The organism is Paraburkholderia sp. GAS32 (assembly GCF_050434225.1).
In the GTDB taxonomy this organism is placed as follows: Bacteria; Pseudomonadota; Gammaproteobacteria; order Burkholderiales; family Burkholderiaceae; genus Paraburkholderia; species Paraburkholderia madseniana.
Genome location: NZ_JBNPVS010000001.1, coordinates 311,803 through 330,463 on the forward strand (window position 1 = coordinate 311,803; position 18,661 = coordinate 330,463).

General features: G+C 61.6%; 12 protein-coding genes. 8 read left to right on the top strand and 4 right to left on the bottom strand.

What is annotated here, in order from left to right; translation table 11 throughout:
- Nucleotides 1-6: 6 nt before the first annotated feature.
- Nucleotides 7-1,407 (bottom strand): gamma-mobile-trio recombinase GmtY, encoded by a 1,401-nt coding sequence (gmtY, locus tag P3T25_RS01445; RefSeq protein ID WP_154567796.1) that lies wholly within the window; start codon nucleotides 1,405-1,407, stop codon nucleotides 7-9.
- Nucleotides 1,408-1,729: 322 nt separating this feature from the next.
- Nucleotides 1,730-2,581, bottom strand: a complete 852-nt coding sequence (locus tag P3T25_RS01450) for an IclR family transcriptional regulator (protein ID WP_171925924.1) — start codon at nucleotides 2,579-2,581, stop codon at nucleotides 1,730-1,732.
- Between the two features lie 143 nt (nucleotides 2,582-2,724).
- Between P3T25_RS01450 and P3T25_RS01455 the strand changes: the two genes are divergently transcribed.
- The 5 genes from P3T25_RS01455 to P3T25_RS01475 all read left to right on the top strand — a co-directional run bounded on the left by P3T25_RS01455 (nucleotide 2,725) and on the right by P3T25_RS01475 (nucleotide 9,285).
- On the top strand, nucleotides 2,725-3,933 hold the full coding sequence (locus P3T25_RS01455; protein ID WP_154562705.1) for an acyl-CoA dehydrogenase family protein: 1,209 nt from the start codon (nucleotides 2,725-2,727) through the stop codon (nucleotides 3,931-3,933).
- A gap of 8 nt (nucleotides 3,934-3,941) precedes the next feature.
- A complete protein-coding gene (locus tag P3T25_RS01460) occupies nucleotides 3,942-6,179 on the top strand; it encodes an acetate--CoA ligase family protein (RefSeq protein WP_154562706.1) in 2,238 nt (745 codons plus the stop codon).
- A gap of 140 nt (nucleotides 6,180-6,319) precedes the next feature.
- On the top strand, nucleotides 6,320-7,714 hold the full coding sequence (locus tag P3T25_RS01465) for an MFS transporter (RefSeq protein WP_154562707.1): 1,395 nt from the start codon (nucleotides 6,320-6,322) through the stop codon (nucleotides 7,712-7,714).
- Between the two features lie 138 nt (nucleotides 7,715-7,852).
- Nucleotides 7,853-8,659, top strand: coding sequence for an alpha/beta fold hydrolase (locus P3T25_RS01470; protein ID WP_154562708.1), 807 nt, complete (start codon nucleotides 7,853-7,855; stop codon nucleotides 8,657-8,659).
- A gap of 398 nt (nucleotides 8,660-9,057) precedes the next feature.
- Nucleotides 9,058-9,285: a hypothetical protein gene (locus P3T25_RS01475; protein WP_154562709.1), complete on the top strand. Its 228-nt coding sequence runs from the start codon at nucleotides 9,058-9,060 to the stop codon at nucleotides 9,283-9,285.
- A 161-nt stretch (nucleotides 9,286-9,446) separates the two neighbouring features.
- Here P3T25_RS01475 and P3T25_RS01480 read toward each other — a convergent pair whose 3' ends face one another.
- Nucleotides 9,447-11,675 (bottom strand): NADP-dependent isocitrate dehydrogenase, encoded by a 2,229-nt coding sequence (locus tag P3T25_RS01480; protein ID WP_154562711.1) that lies wholly within the window; start codon nucleotides 11,673-11,675, stop codon nucleotides 9,447-9,449.
- 412 nt (nucleotides 11,676-12,087) lie between these two features.
- On the opposite strand from P3T25_RS01480, the gene P3T25_RS01485 reads away from it, so the two are divergent.
- Entirely contained in the window at nucleotides 12,088-14,277 is a 2,190-nt protein-coding gene (locus tag P3T25_RS01485) for a TonB-dependent siderophore receptor (protein ID WP_429357296.1), read from the top strand.
- A 48-nt stretch (nucleotides 14,278-14,325) separates the two neighbouring features.
- On the opposite strand, the gene P3T25_RS01490 is transcribed toward P3T25_RS01485, so the two are convergent.
- Nucleotides 14,326-15,243 carry a LysR family transcriptional regulator gene (locus P3T25_RS01490; RefSeq protein WP_171925920.1) on the bottom strand — a complete coding sequence of 306 codons (918 nt, stop codon included), beginning with the start codon at nucleotides 15,241-15,243 and terminating at the stop codon, nucleotides 14,326-14,328.
- A gap of 319 nt (nucleotides 15,244-15,562) precedes the next feature.
- Here P3T25_RS01490 and P3T25_RS01495 point away from each other — a divergent pair, with 319 nt between their 5' ends.
- Nucleotides 15,563-17,077: an MFS transporter gene (locus tag P3T25_RS01495; RefSeq protein ID WP_233464954.1), complete on the top strand. Its 1,515-nt coding sequence runs from the start codon at nucleotides 15,563-15,565 to the stop codon at nucleotides 17,075-17,077.
- A 165-nt stretch (nucleotides 17,078-17,242) separates the two neighbouring features.
- On the top strand, nucleotides 17,243-18,403 hold the full coding sequence (locus P3T25_RS01500; protein WP_171925918.1) for an iron-containing alcohol dehydrogenase: 1,161 nt from the start codon (nucleotides 17,243-17,245) through the stop codon (nucleotides 18,401-18,403).
- Nucleotides 18,404-18,661: the final 258 nt, after the last annotated feature.

The window sequence follows — 18,661 nt, forward strand, 5'->3', positions numbered from 1 at the left end:
GGTTCCTCAGTCGTTGAGTTCGATGCCAGGCAGCAACAGGCCGGACGCGGACGGTGTCCCGGTGTGCCTGTCCCGCAATCGCTGCGCGGCCGCCTCCAGCTCAGCCAGTGCCTCTCGGGTATTCGCCTGCGTATAGACCTCCTGGCTCTCCAGCGAGGCGTGATGCATGAAGCGGCGGATGAGCGTCTTGTCGATGCCAGCGCTGCGAAGGCGCCGGCCGTAGGCGTGACGGTGTCCGTGTGGCGTTGTGCCCAGCGCCTTGCTCACCGTGAGCCCGATGCGCTCGCACGCTGCGGCATGGGCCTTGTTGTACTGGGTGAGCGTGTACATGGCGCCGACGGGCTCGCGGTTCAGGTTGATGAAGGCGAAGGGGTGGCCACGCTCGACGCGTGCGACCTGCTCGAGATAGCGGTGCCAGAGTTGCAGGAACCACTCGCCATACTCGGGCAGAAACCAGTACGCTTGCTTGTAGTACGCGGCGTCATGGGTGCCGCCCTTCCAGCCGGCGTGCCGCCGATCCATCAGATCGGTACGTGGCACCAGGCCAAACTGGTGGGCGAGATACTCCGCCCTGCTGCCTCTACGCGGGCGTCCAAGTTTGTCGCGCCAATCGGCAGGCGCGGAGCCGTAGCTTGGATGGTGAATCAGGACCTTGGCCTGCTTCAGATTGGCTGGATCTGGAAACACGTCGGGGATGAAGAGATGGAAAGGCTCGGATTCGCGAAACCCCGCCCCGTGTAACAGCAATGTGATGAGCATGCTTCGATAGTCATAACGACCACCCGCGCAGAAACCCTTCAGCAGTAATTCCTCAAAGCGCTCCTCAGGGAAGGCCGGCGGATCGCCTTTTTCGACATTCGGAGCGCGTCGGCTTCGCACGCGATATGCAGCCTGGGCGGAGGACGAGTTCGCCGCCCATATATGCCCAAGGAACGCCTTGCTGCGTCGGTACTGGTATGCAGCCTCATCGGTTTGCCGGTCGAAAGCCCCGCCTGCATAGCGGGGATTCACTGCGGCAGTCTCAGGGCGCACTTCCCCAAGCCAATCAAAAAAGTCGGAGAGATGCGTGATGATGTGCGACGCATCTCGCGGTGAACGTGGCGCCCAGCACAAGCCACTGGGGTCAAGGCCGGTGGCCCGATCAAACGTGCCGGTGTAGAGCCTCTGGGCGAAGTTCTGGAACAGACGATAAGTATCGCGCTCCGCCGGATTGGACTGTAGGTATTCAAGAAACATCCGGACGGACCGGGTTACCTTGGTCATCCATGCCAAGCTGCGGTCGTGACTACGAAAGAGGTAGTAGTCGAGCAGCGGCTCCAAGATACCCGCTGGCGTCAATACCACCGGAAGTTCCGCGTACACGCCTGTCCAATCGGTATGTATGCGCGCCTTGACCGTCACAAACATGTGAAGCGGTCGGTCAGCGGATTGAACAAAGCGACATCGCGGGACGGGCCACGCGGTGGAGCCTCGACGACACGCGGGATCACGACTACATCTCCAACTCTGCGCAAGCTATTCTCGCCATACATAAAAAGGCGCGGATTATACATACGATGCCATCGCACGGTATAGCTTCAACATCTGAAAGGCAAAAAAACACCCCTTCAAGAGGGGTGTTCGAAGTGAATTCCGCTCAGCGTTACAGAACTATGTATTCCTTGCTGGGGGGAATAACTGAGCGCCGGGTTTGTTTCTGGTGGCGTCGAATCTGCGCAAGCGCCCTCCGCTAATAAATCCCCATCGCCCCTTCAATACTCCGCACCATCGAAACCAGCCGTGGCCCGATGTCCCCTTCGAGCTGATTCTCCTTCAGCAGATAAGACGGCACGCCGCAGTTGAACACCAGAATCTCGCCATCGGCCGAAGGTTTCATCGGCACCGCGACGGCGTGGACTTCGCGTCGCAAGTCTCCGTACGAGACGCAGAACCCACGCTCATAGAAGTAATCGATGCTGCTCATCACGCGCTCGCGAAACGTATTCCATTCATTCGGCGACTTCACCGCGATCTCGTTGCAGAGCGCCTCGCGCCGCTCTGCCGGCAGCGCGGCGAGCAGCGCGCGGCCCATCGCGGTTCGCACGATCGGATAGCTCAGGCCGATATCCGCCGGCAACCCCAAAGGCGTCGTGCTGCGGCTGCTTTCCAGATACACGACATTGAGCCGGTCGCGCATGCCAAGCGAGACCGAACCGCGAATCTGATCGGCCAGGTCCTTCATCGACGGCCGCGCGATCTGCCGGACACTCAGGCTCGCGAGCAACGGATAGCTCAACGACAACACGGCCGAGCCGAGCTGAAACTTGTTGTTCATGCGATTGACACGCAGGTAGCCGAGCCGCGTCAACGTGTAGGTGAAGCGCGAGATGGTGGCCTTGGTCATGCCGGTGCGCGCCGCCAGTTCGGCATTGCCGAGTTGCGATTCGCGCGGCGTAAAGCAATGCAGGATGTCGAGGCCGCGCGCCAACGTGGTGGCGAATTGCCGGTCGCCGTCGAATTCGTCGGGCACGTAGCGCGCCTTCGAATCCAGATAGTCGCTTGCCAGCGCCGTGGCTTCGGGAAGCTTGTTGTGGGCTGCCATGGTCGCCTCCCTTCAGATAGCCAATTTTGCGCCTCCTGTTCAGCATATCCAAACTCTGTTCTGCAGAGTCGAACAAATGACGCCGGCGACCTGTAAATCTTCGATAGTGCAGTCATAAATCGACTCACATGACGGAGACAAGCATGACCAGCAACCCCTCGCATTTCGACTCGATGCTCGCCGACGTCGCGCGTTTCGTCCGTGAAGAAGCAATTCCGCGCGAAAACGAAATCGAGCAGGCGAATGCCGTACCGGCGGATCTCGTCGAACGCATGCGCGAACTCGGCTATTTCGGCTGGAGCATTCCACGCGACTTCGGCGGTGCAGGACTGTCCACGGAGCAACTCGTGCGCGGCGCATTCGCGCTTTCGCAGGCCTCGGTGGCATTTCGCGCGCGGGTCGGCACGAATACCGGCATCGGTTCGGAAGCGCTCGTCGCCGATGGCACCGACGACCAGAAGCAGCGCTATCTGCCGCGTCTCGCTTCGGGCGAATTGACCGGCGCTTTCGCGCTGACCGAAGCGGACGCCGGCTCTGACGCTACCGCGTTGCGCACGACCGCGCGGCGCGACGGTGGTCACTACGTCCTCGATGGCAGCAAGTGCTTCATCACCAACGCGCCGATCGCGGACCTGTTCACGGTGATGGCCCGCACCGATCCTGCCACGCCCGGCGCCGGTGGCATTTCCGCATTTCTCGTCGAACGTGGCATGCCAGGCCTCTCCACCAGCGCGCCTTACGACAAGATGGGCCAGGCGGGCTCGCCGGTCGGTGACGTAGTGTTCGATGCGTGCCGCGTGCCCGCGGCCAATCTGATCGGCGGTGTCGAAGGTCAAGGCTTCCGTACCGCGATGAAGGTATTGAACAAGCAGCGCATTCACCTGGCCGCACTGTGCACGGGCCCGGCAATGCGGATGCTCGACGAAGCCGTTGCGTACACATCGAAACGCGAGCAGTTCGGCAAGCCCGTAGCCGAGTTCCAGCTCGTGCAGGCGCTGATCGCCGAATGCCAGACCGAAATCTTCGCCGCGCGCTCGATGATTCTCGAAACCGCCCGCAAACGCGATGCAGGCGAAGACGTCGCGCTGGAAGCGTCGATGTGCAAGATGTTCGCCTCGGAGATGTGCGGACGCGTCGCGGACCGCGCGGTTCAGATGCTCGGCGGACGCGGCTATCTCGCGGGCAATGCGGTCGAGCGGTTCTACCGCGACGTGCGCGCGTTCCGCATCTATGAGGGCACCACGCAGATTCATCAGTTGAACATCGCGAAGATTACGCTGCGGCGCGCGGCTGAACGGGATCAGACGAAACAGAAGGACAGCGTTCACGCCGACGCTGCGCGTGCCGCATGAGCGCCCTTATGAACACCACCGCGCACGCTGCAAACACGCTCGACATTCGACGGCTCGTCGATCCACGCTCGATCGCAGTCATCGGCGCCTCGAACGATCCGAAGTCGATCAGCGGCCAGCCGATGCGCTTTCTCATACAGCACGGGTATCAAGGCGCGCTGTATCCGGTGAATCCGAAGTACGCCGAGATTGCCGGCGTGGCGTGCCACGGCAGCATCGCCGCGTTACCGGCTACGCCCGATCTCGCGCTGATCCTCGTCGCGGCGCGTCGCGTTCCCGACATGCTGCGCCAATGCGGCGAAAAAGGTATCGGCTTCGCGATCATCTACAGCTCCGGATTCGCGGAAGCGGGCGAAGCCGGCGCCGCGCTGCAGCGCGAATGCGCGGAAGTCGCGCAGGCGTTCGGCATCCGCGTGATCGGCCCGAACTGCCAGGGATTCGTCAGCACGGGCGCCGGCGTCTACGCCGGATTCGGCGCACCGTTCGGCGTCGATTACCGGCGTGGGGGCCTGTCATTGATTTCGCAAAGCGGCGGCTTCGGCTGCGCGTTGCTGCTGATGGCCGACGAACTCGGCATCGGCTTGCGCCATTTCATCACCACCGGCAACGAGGCCGACGTCAGCCTGCTCGATCTCGTCGATGCCTGTATCGCGGACCCGCAAACGTCGTTGATTGCCGCGTATATCGAAGGCTTGAAGGATGCGCGGCGCCTCGTCGACGTGGCCAACCGCGCGCTCGACGCCGGCAAACCGCTGCTCGCGTGGAAAGTCGGCAACACCGCCGACGGCGCCAAAGCAGCCACGTCGCACACGGCGAATCTGGGCGGCGCATCCGCGCTCTATCGCACGGCTTTCCGTCAGACCGGCGTGATCGAAGTCACCGATGTCGCGGATCTCGGCGACTACGCCAAGGCGTTCGAAGCCAAACGCCTGCCGCGCGGCAACCGGATCGCGGTCGTCACGCTCTCGGGCGGCGCCGGCATTCTGATCACCGATGCCTGTGCCGAACGTGGCATGTCCGTGCCCGCGTTGTCGGCAGATACGCTCGAACGGCTCAAACCGATCGTTCCCGCGTTCGCCTCGTTGAACAATCCGATCGATCTCACGGCGGGCATTCTCGCCGAGCCGAGGATTTTTGCCGACGCACTGCAGATCATTGCCGACGATCCGAACATCGACGCGATCGCGATCATGGCTGCCGCCGCGAGCGGAGAAGTCGCGCGCGTGATGGCCGAGGCAATCGTGCGCGTCTACGACGCCACGACCAAGCCGATGATGCTCGCCTGGAACGCCCGCCGCGACATGGCCGCCGGCGCATACGAAATGATCGAAACGCATGGCGTACCGCTGTATGCGACGCCCGTGCGTTGCGGTCGCGCGTTCGCGGCGTTGTCGGACTATGCGCAGGCGCAGCGGATGCGTGCGGCGGCGCGTAGTGCAGAACCGCTTGCACGTCCGCAATACGATGCAGAGCAAGCTCGCGCGCTGCTGGCTGTCAGTCAGGGCGACCTGACCGAACATGCCTCGCAGTCGTTGCTGCGCGATTACGGCATCGAAACGCCCAGGAGCGCGCTCGCGCACAACAGCGACGAAGCATGCGCCATCGCGCGGTCGATCGGCTTTCCGCTCGTCATCAAAGTGCAATCGCCCGACATTCCGCACAAGACGGAAGCCGGCGCAGTACGAGTCGGCATCCGCGATGAAGTGGCGCTTGCCGATGCCTTCGACGAAATCATCGCGAATGCGCGCCGCCATGTGCCCCACGCGCGAATCGAAGGCGTGCTGGTGCAGGAAGAGATCCGCGATGCGATCGAGATGATCGTCGGCATAGAGAACGATGCGACGTTCGGACCGGCTGTGATGTGCGGTCTAGGCGGGATCTATGCCGAGGTGCTGAAGGACGTGGCGTTCCGGCTGGCCCCGGTCACGCACGCCGACGCCCACGCGATGATCCGCGAATTGCGCGCCTTCGCGATGCTCGACGGTGCGCGCGGCAAACCGCCTGGTGATATCGAGGCCCTCGTCGAGACGATCGTCGCGCTCTCCACCATGGCGCTCGACCAGCAAGCGAGCCTGAAGGAGCTGGATATCAATCCGCTTTTCGTGCTGCCAGCCGGCAAGGGCGTACGTGCCGGCGATGCGCTGGCGCGCTGCCTGCCGCGCGCCGCGAATGCAGCCGGCTCCGTCAACGCCGCCGACGGCATGCACGAAAGCGAGCATTGTGCTCGAGATGTCGTGGACGGATAGTGAAGCGGTGCCGGGCCGCTTTGAGATCGGACGTCGCTGATTTGCCGCGCTATATACAGTGCTATGCACCGCGCGCCGCAATATGCATCGCAACATGCGCAGCGACACCCACCGCAGTTGGCATTCTTCGCGAGACCATCATGCACGGCTATTCGCATTCAGGCACATCGACCACGGACAACCTCACGCCCGTCGAGGTCGAACGCACTTACCGCAAGATCTTTTTCCGGCTGATTCCGTTGCTGTTTCTCTGCTACGTGATCAGCTATATCGACCGCGTCAACATCAGCTTCGCCAAGCTGCAGTTCATGCACGACCTCGGCTTCTCGGAGTCGACTTACGGCTTGGGCGCGGGGCTTTTCTTCATCGGCTACGTGCTGTTCGAAGTCCCGAGCAATCTGTGGATGCAGCGCGTCGGCGCACGCCGCACGCTGTTGCGCATCATGTTCGCGTGGGGGCTGGTGTCGAGTCTGATGATGTTCGTGCGCACGCCGACGCAGTTCTATGCGATGCGCTTCCTGCTCGGCGTGACCGAAGCGGGCTTCTTCCCCGGCATCATCTTCTATCTGAGCTGCTGGTTTCCCGGCGCGCGGCGCGCACGCGTGACCGCATTTCTGATGATGGCGACCGCGGTGGCCGGGATCATCGGCGGGCCGATGTCCGGGTTCATCATGACGCGGCTTGCCGGCGTCGGCGGCTTGCCGGGCTGGCAATGGCTGTTTCTTCTAGAAGGCGTGCCGGCCGTCACACTCGGCATCATTGCGTTCCTCATGCTCGGCGACAGGCCGGAAGACGTGAGCTGGCTCGACGCGCGCGAGAAAGCGCTGGTGTCGAGTGAACTCGCCGCCGACGAGAAGACCAAGCAAACCGGTCATCTCGACGGACTGCGCGGCGCGCTCGCGAACCCGCGCGTGTATTTCGCGGCACTCGTCTATTTCGCGGTGATGATGCCGTTCAACGCGATCGGCTTCTGGGCACCGACCATCATCCGCGACATGGGCGTCGCGAATGTGCTGGATGTCGGACTGTTGTCGGCGCTTGTTTTCATCGCGGCTGCGCTCGGCACCTATGTGGTGGGCGCCAGTTCCGACCGGACCATGGAACGGCGCTGGCATGTCGCGGCAAGCGCCTGCGTGACCGCGCTGGCGTTCGCGTTGCTGCCTGCCGCCGGCCATAACGTCGCGCTCGGTGTTGGCTTGCTGGCGCTCGCGGCGGCTGCATCGTACGGCTCGTTTGTCGTGTTCTGGACGATTCCGCAGACCTTCCTGCCGCGCTCGTCGGCCGCGGGCGGTATTGCGATGATCACGAGTCTCGGCGGCACGGGTGGGTTTGTGAGTCCAGCGTTTGTCGGCTGGGTCAAAACGCAGACCGGCAGTGCGCAATATGGGTTGATTGGCTTGGCGGTGGTGCTGCTGGCCGGGGTCGTGTTGATGCTGGTTGTATTTCCGGCGCCGGGGAGAAAAGTCGCGGTGCCCACGACGGGCGGCAATGCGAATGCGCCAGCGCAACATGGGCTCGGTCAGACTCATCAGTAAGCAGGACACACCGCTGCCGAAAGACGCCGCCCATCCACCGTCCAGGCGCGAAAATTCGTAGCTTTGTTGATTTTCTGGTGGCGGCGCTAGCAACCTGGTGGATCCTTGCGTTACTGAGCTCACCAGGAAGGCACCCTCATGCAATCCCACGACGACGACCTCACCCATTTCGAAGCCCATGGCGCAGCCCCGCTGCCGGTCTCGAACGACTACGGCTACGTCGAGCACGAAGGCGCGCGAATCTGGTACGCGTCCTATGGGACCGGCAAACCGGTGATCCTGCTGCATGGCGGTCTGGGGCACAGCGGCAACTGGGGCTATCAGGTCCCGGCGCTGGTCGGCTCGGGGCATCGCGTGGTGGTCATCGACAGCCGCGGCCATGGCCGCAGCACCCGCGATGCGCGTCCCTATATGTACGAGCTGATGGCCTCCGACGTGCTGGCCGTGATGAACACGCTGCAGCTCGACCGGGCCGCTATAGCCGGTTGGAGCGACGGCGCGTGCGTGGCCCTGGTGTTGGCCCGCCAGGTGCCGGAGCGGGTTGCAGGCGTGTTTTTCTTCGGCTGCAACATGGATCCGAGCGGGACGAAGAAATTCGTGCCGACGCCGATCATCGATCGCTGCTTCGGAAGGCATGCCAAAGACTATGCGCAACTCTCGGCAACGCCGGACGACTTCGACGCATTTGTCAGCGCGGTCAGCGAAATGATGAGAACCCAGCCCAACTACTCCGCGCGCGATCTGGCCGGGATTCGAGTGCCGGTTGCGATCGTCCAGAGCGAGCACGACGAATTCATCAAGCCGGAACACGCCGACTATCTCGCCCGCACCATTCCCGGCGCGAAGTTGATTCTTTTGCCTGGCGTGAGCCATTTCGCCCCGCTGCAACGGCCGGATGAGTTCAACCGCGTGCTGCTAGCGTTTCTAGGCCAGGTTCTTTCCTGAACAGAACGATCACGGGCGCAACCGCGCTCTGCCCCGAATGCGCCCTGCCCCACTATTTGGCCAACCCGCCAAAATTTCACGATGTGGCATGAGCCCTTGCTTCGTAAAAAATCGTGGTGCGTGGCACAAATTCGCCATTTCGCAATGCCGCCCCACGTTGCACATCGCAAAATTACGACAACAAGCCTTTATTTTTAAACGATATTTTTTGATCGAATGAACCGTCTAACAGCCCCTTGCGCCGTGACCTGCTGACGTAGACTCTTTTACAAGAGCCGGCGCTTCATGTGGTGCAGCAAAATAGACGGGACGAAAACGCAGTGGCAGTGTGTCCCCCCGCTCCATACATGAAGCCGCCGCGGCGCAGCGGTTTTTAAATGGCAATTGGGAGACTAAAAATGAAAGGCTTTCGCTTTGGATCGACCCAGGGAGCGTTCTACATTTTGCCGGGCCAGGGCGGTTGGGAGGCAACCTACGGTAACGAGACGCTCGGTGAATTTTCCAGCCCGCAACAGGCAGCCGATGAAGTCGCACGCGGCCTGACCTGCCCGCAGTTGACCGAAATCGACACGTCGACGCTCGACATTCCAGAAAAACTCAGCGATTGGGAAATCGTTCACGTGTGAGGGCAGGCATGACCGCCACTCACGTATGCGTAGAAACGACGATGGCGCTCCTGAGGAGCGCCATCGTCTTGTTTGCTGCTTACTTCAGGGCCTGCTTCGGTACTTTGAGCAACGGCCTCAGTACCTCATTCGGCACCTCACTCAGCACGTCATTCCGACCATTAAGCGACCGCGTCCACAATCTTGTTCAGCGTGGCGCTCGGGCGCATGGCCTTGCTCGTCAGTTCGACATTCGGACGGTAGTAACCGCCGATATCCACCGGCTTGCCTTGCGCTGCACCCAGCTCTTCGATGATTTTCGCTTCGTTGTCGGCCATCGCCTTCGCCACGCCGGCGAACTGCGCCTGCAAGGCAGCGTCTTCGGTTTGCGCAGCGAGTGCCTCCGCCCAGTACATCGCCAGGTAGAAGTGGCTGCCGCGGTTGTCGATACCGCCAATCTTGCGCGCCGGCGACTTGTCGTTGTCGAGGAACTTGCCCGTTGCCTGGTCCAGCGTCTTGGCCAGAACCTGCGCCTTCGGGTTGTGATACGCGCCGCTCAGGTGTTCAAGCGAAGCCGCCAACGCCAGGAATTCGCCGAGCGAGTCCCAACGCAGGAAACCTTCTTCGACCAGTTGCTGAACGTGCTTCGGCGCCGAACCGCCAGCGCCCGTTTCGAACATGCCGCCACCAGCCATCAGCGGGACGATCGAGAGCATCTTCGCGCTGGTGCCCAGTTCCATGATCGGGAACAGGTCGGTCAGGTAGTCGCGCAGCACGTTGCCGGTGACCGAGATCGTGTCCTTGCCGGCGCGGATGCGTTCGATCGAGAACCTGGTCGCTTCAACCGGCGTCATGACGCGGATATCCAGACCGCTGGTGTCGTGGTCCTTCAGGTATTGCTCGACCTTTTTGATGATCTGGGCGTCGTGCGCGCGCGCTGCGTCCAGCCAGAAAATAGCCGGCGTGTTGGTGGCGCGTGCGCGGTTCACCGCGAGCTTGACCCAATCCTGGACCGGTGCATCTTTGGTCTGGCACATGCGCCAGATGTCGCCCGCTTCAACCGCCTGCTCGATCAGCACCGTACCGGCTGCGTCGGTCACGCGCACCACGCCGTTCGCCGGAATCTGGAACGTCTTGTCGTGTGAACCGTATTCTTCAGCGGCTTGCGCCATCAGGCCGACGTTCGGCACCGTGCCCATGGTGACCGGGTCGAATGCGCCGTTCTTCTTGCAGTCTTCGATCACTGCCTGGTAGACGCCGGCGTAGCAACGGTCCGGAATCACCGCCTTGGCATCATGCAATGCGCCGTCCGCGCCCCACATCTTGCCCGACTCGCGAATCATGGCCGGCATCGAAGCGTCGACGATCACGTCGCTCGGCACGTGCAGGCTGGTGATGCCCTTGTCCGAGTTGACCATGGCCAGTTGCGGGCGTTGCGCGTATTGAGCCTTGATGTCGGCTTCGATCGCTTCACGCGTTTGCTCCGGCAAATCCTTCAGGCGCGCGTACAGGTCGCCGATACCGTTGTTCGGGTTGAAGCCGGCTTGCGCCAGCGCGTCAGCGTGCTTGGTCAGCACGTCTTTGTAGAACACCGAGACCACGTGACCGAAGATGATCGGATCCGACACCTTCATCATGGTCGCTTTCAGGTGCACCGAGAACAGCACGCCCTTGCTCTTCGCATCAGCGATTTCTGCTTCGATGAAGCTGCGCAGCGCGTTCCTGGAGAGCACCGAAGCGTCGATGATCTCGCCCGCTTGCACGGCCGTCTTTTCTTTCAGGACCTTCGCCGAACCGTCGGCGGCGATCAGTTCGATCTTCACGGCGCCGGCTGCTGCGATCAGCGCCGATTTTTCGCTGCCGTAGAAATCGCCGCCGCTCATGTGCGCCACGTGCGACTTCGAGTCCGCGCTCCACGCGCCCATCTTGTGCGGGTGCTTGCGTGCGTAGTTCTTCACCGACAACGGCGCGCGGCGATCCGAATTGCCTTCGCGCAGCACCGGGTTCACCGCGCTGCCCTTGATCTTGTCGTAACGCGCCTTGACGTCTTTTTCAGTGTCGGTATTCGCCACATCCGGATAGGGCGGCAGCTTGAAGCCCTGATCGCGCAGCTCGGTAATCGCGGCCTTCAGTTGCGGTACCGATGCGCTGATGTTCGGCAGCTTGACGATGTTCGCTTCCGGACGCGTGGTGAGTCCACCCAGTTCCGCCAGATCGTCGGAACCCTTCTGTTCCGCGGTCAGGTAGTCCGGGAATGCAGCGATGATCCGGCCGGCAAGCGAGATATCGCGCGTTTCAACGATCACGTCGGACGAGCGCGTGAACGCCTTGACGATCGGCAGCAGCGAATAAGTCGCCAGAGCAGGCGCTTCGTCGGTCAGGGTGTAGATGATCTTCGGCGATGTGGACATGTTTGATGCTTTGCTTGGTGAAGTGTTAGACAGAGCGTTGGTGGCGCTGAGCCGCGGGGTGGCGACAAAGCAGCAAGAACGCAGCGCGACCCACGGCACTACTTTTTACGGCCCGACCGTGAGTATATGCGTGTTTTCCAGTACTCGCTGCGAAACAAACATGCCGCCGCCACGCCCCGCACAGGGTCAAGCCCCGCCAGATAAGGCTTTGAGCCGAATGCCCTATGCCTTAAGACAGATGTCTTATAGATGACTTGCGATGCGAAACTAGCGATTGTTAATGCGAATCAGATGCATTACCATTCGTATGAAGTCGCAGTTTGAACCATCCGTTTAACAACCACTCGCTCGAAACTGGCCGTTTCGCACATCTTTGGTGCGCGGCGGCGTCACGCTGCCTAACTCAAACAACATGCAGAATTCATTTGTCGCAGGACGCCCAGCGCGCCCAACCTTTTTGCGCGGCCACCGCCGTGCTCCGTCGCTACTCAGTGCGGGGCTCCTCGTCAGCGTCGGCTTATCGTTGTCTACGCTGTCGTCCTCGGGATGGGCGCAGGTCGCGGCAAGCGACACGGCCGCCACCCTGCCTGCGGTGAGTGTGTCGGCAACGAAAGACACAACCGTGGCGCAGGCCGACACCGTCAGCGCCGGCGCACTGGGCTCGCGCAAACAGGTCGACACGCCGTTTTCGACGCGCGTGGTGACGAGCGACGAGGCGCAGGACCTGATGGCGGCAACCGCCAACGATCTGTTCAAGTACGACCCGGCGGTATCGGCCATTAGCGAAAACGCCATCAGCGAAAACGCGATATTCACCGTGCGCGGCATGCCGATCGACACGCTGAACAGCATCAAGGTCGACGGCCAGACCTTCCCCTCGTGGGACACCGATCTCTCGCTCGAGCCGTTCGAGCAGGTCGAATTGCTCAAGGGTCTGTCCGGTTTCATGTATGGCTTCGGTTCGCCGGGCGGCATCGTCAATTACGTGCTGAAACGCCCGACCGACGATCCCTACCGCAGCATCTCGATCGGCTACAAGTCGGCTGGCGTGTTCAGCGAAGCGGTCGATCTGGGTGGCCGCTTTGGCAATGACAACCGCTTCGGCTACCGCCTGAACCTCGTCAACGAAGACGGCAACACCGCGGAAGATCACGGTCACATCCGCCGCCAGGTAGCCTCGCTCGCGTTCGACTTCCGCATTACGCCGGACCTGACCTTTACCGCCGACGCCTTCTATCAGAAGCGCAAAACCAACGGCACGCTATTCGGCCTGATGTTCGGCAGCGGCCTCGGCATTCCCGACGCAAGCACCGTCACCCACGCGCTGACGCAACCGCAGAATTACTATCAGACCGAGATGGCTTCGTTCGGCACGGGGCTTGATTACCGCCTCTCCGAGAACTGGCATGCGAACGTGAAGTACCGTTTCGCCAAAGAAAACCGCACCAATTCGGACAGCTTCCTGTTCGTGACCGATAACGCGGGCAACTACTCGAACACGCTTTATGCGGCGATGACGCGTTACTTCTACCAGAACGTCGACGCGATGGTGCAGGGCAAATTCAACACCGGCAGCATCAGGCACGACGTGGTGATCGGCGCGGGTTTCGAGACGCAAACCAGCGAGTACAGCAACAGCGAAGGCTGGAATAACGGCTACTTCCTCGGCAACGGCAACCTGTACAACAGCACGCTGTTGACCAACGATGAAGTCAGCATCGGCTCGGATCTCTATCGTCAGCAGCGCACCACGCAGGCCGCCGTGTACGCGAGCGATACGGTGCAGCTCACATCGCGTCTGTCCGCCCTGGTCGGCGTGCGTTACACGCAATACCGCGAGCATGTGTACGACACGAGCGGCGCCGTATCGTCACAGTACAGCGCGGATCCGGTCACGCCGACCTTCGCGCTGATGTTCAAGACCGACCCGTACTCGACGGTGTACGCGAGCTATGTCGAATCGTTGGAACAGGGTGGCGCGGCATCGAACACCAACCTCAATTACCCGGACACATTCGGCCCGCTGAAGAGCAAGCAGTACGAAGTCGGCTTCAAGACGGACCACAGCAAGTGGGGCGCCAATCTTGCGCTGTTCCGTGTCGATCAGGGCTACAACTATACGAACTCGGCCAACATCTTCGTGCAGGACGGCACGAAGCGCTATACCGGCGTCGACGCAAGCGGCTGGCTCGCGCTGACGAGCGAATGGCGCGTGATGGGCGGCGTGATGTGGCTCGACACGAAGGCGGTCGACGTGGACGACGCCAGTGTCGAAGGCAAGCGCGTGTATGGCGCGCCGAGATTCACCGTGACCGGCCGGATCGAATACAACCCGTCATATCTGCGTCCGCTGACGCTGGCGTTCGGCGGCAAGTACGTCGGCAACCAGGCGGTCGACGCGGCCAACACACAGTTCGTGCCGGCTTATGTCACTTACGATTTGAGCGGCCGATACCAGACGAAAATCGCCGGCAAGGATGTGACTTTCCGCGCGGGGATCAACAATCTGTTCAACCGCCGCTACTGGACCACCGCGTGGGGCTATTACGTGGCGCCTTCGCCGACACGAACTGCCGTGGCTAGCGCTACGTTGCAATTCTAAGCATTGCGTAGGAACGAAGACGCGCCCGCAGCCGGGCGCGTTTCCTCGTCAGTTCGCTGGGGGCGCTCCAAGCATCGCGGGAATCTCGGCGACAAGCGCATCGATCGCGCAGCGCGTCTTCAACGCAAGATACCGGCTCTTCGGCCACACAACGTTGATCTCCTGTGAAGGTCGAAAACAATTCTCCATCACGGTCTGCAACTGACCTGTTGCCTCAAAACGCGCGAGCAGCCAGCTCGGTAGCCACGCCAGCCCGAAGCCCGCAACCGCGGCATCCACGATCCCCTGCATATCGTCAAAGCTAAGCTGCGGCACGACATCCGCGCGGCGGATTTGCCCATCGACATCGAGCACATTCCACTGCTCGATAACCCCGTTGCGTGAATAAGCAATGATCGTGTGCCCGTGGAATTCAGCCACACGGCCCGGCGTGCCGCAGCGCGCCAGATACGCCGGCGCGGCGCCAATACTTGCATACTGAACACCGAGCCGCCGCGCCGCGAGACTCACGCTATCGACAAGTGGGCCAATCCGCACGACGAGATCGAAGCCCTCTTCCACGACATCCACAAAGCGGTCCGCGACCGAAATGTCGATCTTCAATTGCGGATGCCTGCGCGCAAGCCCAAGCAGCACCGGCGCCACGCAATGATGACCGAAGGCCTGCGGTACGCTTACCCGCAGACGTCCTTTCGGTTCGCGACGCCCCGAGTCCAGATCGGCTTCGGCGGCCTCGAGTTCAGCCAGCGCGCGCACGCAACGGTCGTAATACGCTTGCCCGGCCTCGGTGAGACTCTGGCTGCGCGTCGTGCGATTGAGCAGACGCACGCCGAGACGCTTTTCGAGCCGCACGATGACTTTGCCGACCGCCGAGCGTGTGAGGTCCATGCGTTCGGCAGCCAACGCGAAACTGCCCGTCTCAACCACACGCACGAACGTTGTCACGCCGTCGAGAATGTCGCTCATACCCTCACCTTATTGGTTCCATGGAGGACGCATTTCCGGGATTTATTCGCGTCAATAGGGACTTAGATTCCCTCTATATTACACAATCCATGGTGGCCAAAGCCATCGACTATCGAGGTGAATTCCTATGTCCAGGTCCAGAAACGCGCCGCCGTCCTACGACGAAGGTTCCCAGACGGTTATCGCAGAAGAACATCCATCAAGCTTGTCGGACACGCGGGCAGCCGACGCCCTTTCGAGCAACGCCGCGCAATCGACGGCTCGCTTCTCCATCCGCAAAAACACTTTGGCGTTGGGCGCCGTGTGCCTGGCTTCACTGATGTTCGGCCTCGAAATCTCCAGCGTGCCGGTGATCCTGCCGACGCTCGAGCGCGTCCTGCATGGCGACTTCAAGGGCATGCAGTGGATCATGAATGCCTACACGCTCGGGGTGACGACGGTGCTGATGGCAACCGGCGCGCTGGCGGACCGATTCGGCCGCAGACGTATTTTCGTCATCGGGATCGCGCTGTTCGGCCTCACCTCGCTGATCTGCGGTTTCGCGCAGAGCGTGCCGACGTTGATCGTCGCGCGCTTGCTGCAAGGCGCGAGTGGCGGCGCGATGCTGATATGCCAGGTCGCCGTGCTCTCGCATCAATTCAACGAGGGACCTGAGCGCGTCCGGGCCTTCAGCGCGTGGGGCATCATTCTAGGTATCGGGCTTGGTTTTGGACCGATCATCGGCGGGATGATCGTTGCGGTATCGGGATGGCAATGGGTCTTCTGGATCCACGCGCTGCTTGCCGCTGTCACGTTGACGCTCGTTTTCGGCGGCGTCCGGGAGTCGCGCGATCCGCACGCGCACACGCTCGATGTGGCCGGCATCGTCACGCTTTCGCTGGCGGTGTTCGGCCTCACGTACTACATCACACAGGGCTCGGATCTTGGTTTCGCGAGTCTTCGCGCGATCCTGATTCTGGTGGCAACGGCCGTCGCCTTCATTGCTTTTCTATGCGCTGAGCGACTCAGTGCTCGCCCGATGTTCGACTTCTCCGTATTCAGGATCCGGAAATTTTCCGGCGCGCTGATGGGCTCCGCGGGGATGAACTTCAGCTTCTGGCCGTTCATGATCTATCTGCCGATCTATTTCCAGATCGGCCTCGGCTACGACAGCGTGAGCGCCGGTCTTGCGCTACTCGCGTACACACTGCCGACACTGTTATTTCCGCCGCTCGGTGAACGTCTTGCGCTGCGTTATGGATCGGGAATCGCGATACCTGCAGGCCTGTTTACGATCGGCCTTGGCTTCATGCTGATGAAATACGGCAGCAACGTCCCGCATCCCGGCGTGTGGACCATGTTGCCGGGTTGCATCCTCGCCGGCGCCGGCCTCGGCCTCACCAACACGCCTGTCACCAATACGACGACCGGTGCGGTTCCGGCGGAGCGGGCGGGCATGGCATCCGGGATCGATATGAGCGCGCGCATGATTACGCTTGCGATCAACATCGCGTTGATGGGGGCGATCCTGGTTGGCGGCATCCTGGTCAATCTGAGGGCGCGACTTCCTGCGACGCTCGACACCGCCCCGCTCGGACGACTGGCGGAGAAGATTGCCGCAGGAGACGTCGAAGCGGTCAGACGTGGAATCCCTGCACTCGCTACACTGGACCCATCCGGAACTGCCGTTCACGCCGCGCTAATAGACGGCTTTGGCTGGGTGATGCTTTATGGCGGCGCCGGAGTCTGGGTACTCGCCGCGCTGAGTTTTGTGATTTCGGGAAGTGCTTCGAGAAGGCTGAGAAAAATAGAAACGATCTCAACGCAGCAAGCGGTTCGATGCGACTCCTGCTAAATGCCAACGGTCGCCTGGTGCCTGTAGTAAAGCGATCCGAATCTGGTACAACTGACGTCTGCCTGCCCACCCGCGATAGCGAATGGTGGAATCTGGATTCTGAACGTTTGAAGTACCGATCTTGCTGGAGTAATCAATGGCCAGTGCTGACCTGCAGGTGAAATGATGAACGCATTCCGGTTTCAAACCGTGCCGACGATGGTCGTCGAATTTGGCGCAGCGCGCCGTCTCGGCGCTTTGCTGCGCGCGCAATTTCCGTCGCTCACACGCCTGTGCGTGGTGACGGATGGGTTTCTTCACCAGAGTGGGCTGCTGAATCCGGCGCTCGCCGATCTCGCGGCGTCCGGCTGGAATGCCACCGTGATCGACGACGTGATCGCCGATCCGCCCGAGCACATCGTGCTCGAGGCGACTGCGCGCGCACGCGAAGCCGGCGCGGAGATCGTGCTGGGACTCGGCGGCGGTTCGTCGATGGACGTGGCGAAGCTGATCGCCGTGCTGGCTCCGCAACAAGAGCAGGCGCTCACCGACATGTACGGCGTGAACAAGATCACCGTGTCGCGTTTGCCGCTCGTGCAGATGCCGACCACGGCAGGCACCGGCTCCGAAGTCACGGCCGTGTCGATCGTGACGGTGGGCGAGGCGAAGAAGATGGGCGTGGTCGCGCCGCAACTGGTCGCCGATCTGGCGATTCTCGACGCGGAACTCACGCTCGGACTGCCGGTTGCCGCGACCGCGGCAACCGGCGTCGACGCGATGGTTCACGCGATCGAGGCGTACACGTCCGCGCATTTGAAAAACCCGGTGTCCGACATGCTGGCGGTGAAGGCGCTCGAACTTCTGTCACGCAATCTGTTGCCCGCATGCGAGAACGGCCAGAATCGCGCGGCGCGCGAAGCGATGCTGCTCGGCGCGGCGTTCGCCGGCCAGGCGTTCGCCAATTCACCGGTGGCCGCAGTGCATGCGCTCGCGTATCCGATCGGTGGCATTTATCACGTCCCGCACGGTCTTTCGAATGCGCTTGTGCTGCCGCACGTGTTGCGGTTCAACGCCGAGGCCGCGGCGCATCTGTACGCGGAACTCGCGGACGTGGTCGTGCCGGGTATCACGGGCAGTGCCGAAAACAGGACGCAGGCGTTGATCGAACGGCTCGAACAGATGATTGCCGCGACCGCGATTCCGGCCCGGTTGCGCGATGTCGGCATCGAACGTAGCGGACTCGAACGGATGGCGAGCGACGCGATGCTGCAAACGCGGCTTCTGGTGAACAACCCCCGGCCTGTTACTGAGGCCGATGCGTTAGCGATCTATACGGCTGCGTTTTAATCGGCGAAGGGCGTAATTGAGGGCGGGAATCGCTGCGGTGTTTGGCGGCGGCTCCGCGCCGTTACGCCCGCCGGACGCGTTACGTAGCATGTACGTGGAACACGGCGCAACCACTTCAGGCTGAATCGTGTTTTTGATGCGGTAAATTCTTCATATCATAATATCTTCAACCATATATACGCTGAATCACCGAGATGAAGCCATAACTCGCATTTGGCGCGCAACTTGCAGTGTCAACCCCGCCAATAGTCGTTCAAC

Coding starts and splice junctions, on each gene's coding strand:
- P3T25_RS01465 (WP_154562707.1), top strand. CDS start 6,320: ATGCACGGCTATTCGCATTCAGGCACATCGACCACGGACAACCTCACG.
- P3T25_RS01470 (WP_154562708.1), top strand. CDS start 7,853: ATGCAATCCCACGACGACGACCTCACCCATTTCGAAGCCCATGGCGCA.
- P3T25_RS01450 (WP_171925924.1), bottom strand. CDS start 2,581: ATGGCAGCCCACAACAAGCTTCCCGAAGCCACGGCGCTGGCAAGCGAC.
- P3T25_RS01480 (WP_154562711.1), bottom strand. CDS start 11,675: ATGTCCACATCGCCGAAGATCATCTACACCCTGACCGACGAAGCGCCT.
- P3T25_RS01460 (WP_154562706.1), top strand. CDS start 3,942: ATGAACACCACCGCGCACGCTGCAAACACGCTCGACATTCGACGGCTC.
- P3T25_RS01490 (WP_171925920.1), bottom strand. CDS start 15,243: ATGAGCGACATTCTCGACGGCGTGACAACGTTCGTGCGTGTGGTTGAG.
- gmtY (WP_154567796.1), bottom strand. CDS start 1,407: ATGTTTGTGACGGTCAAGGCGCGCATACATACCGATTGGACAGGCGTG.
- P3T25_RS01475 (WP_154562709.1), top strand. CDS start 9,058: ATGAAAGGCTTTCGCTTTGGATCGACCCAGGGAGCGTTCTACATTTTG.
- P3T25_RS01455 (WP_154562705.1), top strand. CDS start 2,725: ATGACCAGCAACCCCTCGCATTTCGACTCGATGCTCGCCGACGTCGCG.
- P3T25_RS01495 (WP_233464954.1), top strand. CDS start 15,563: ATGTTCGGCCTCGAAATCTCCAGCGTGCCGGTGATCCTGCCGACGCTC.
- P3T25_RS01485 (WP_429357296.1), top strand. CDS start 12,088: ATGCAGAATTCATTTGTCGCAGGACGCCCAGCGCGCCCAACCTTTTTG.
- P3T25_RS01500 (WP_171925918.1), top strand. CDS start 17,243: ATGAACGCATTCCGGTTTCAAACCGTGCCGACGATGGTCGTCGAATTT.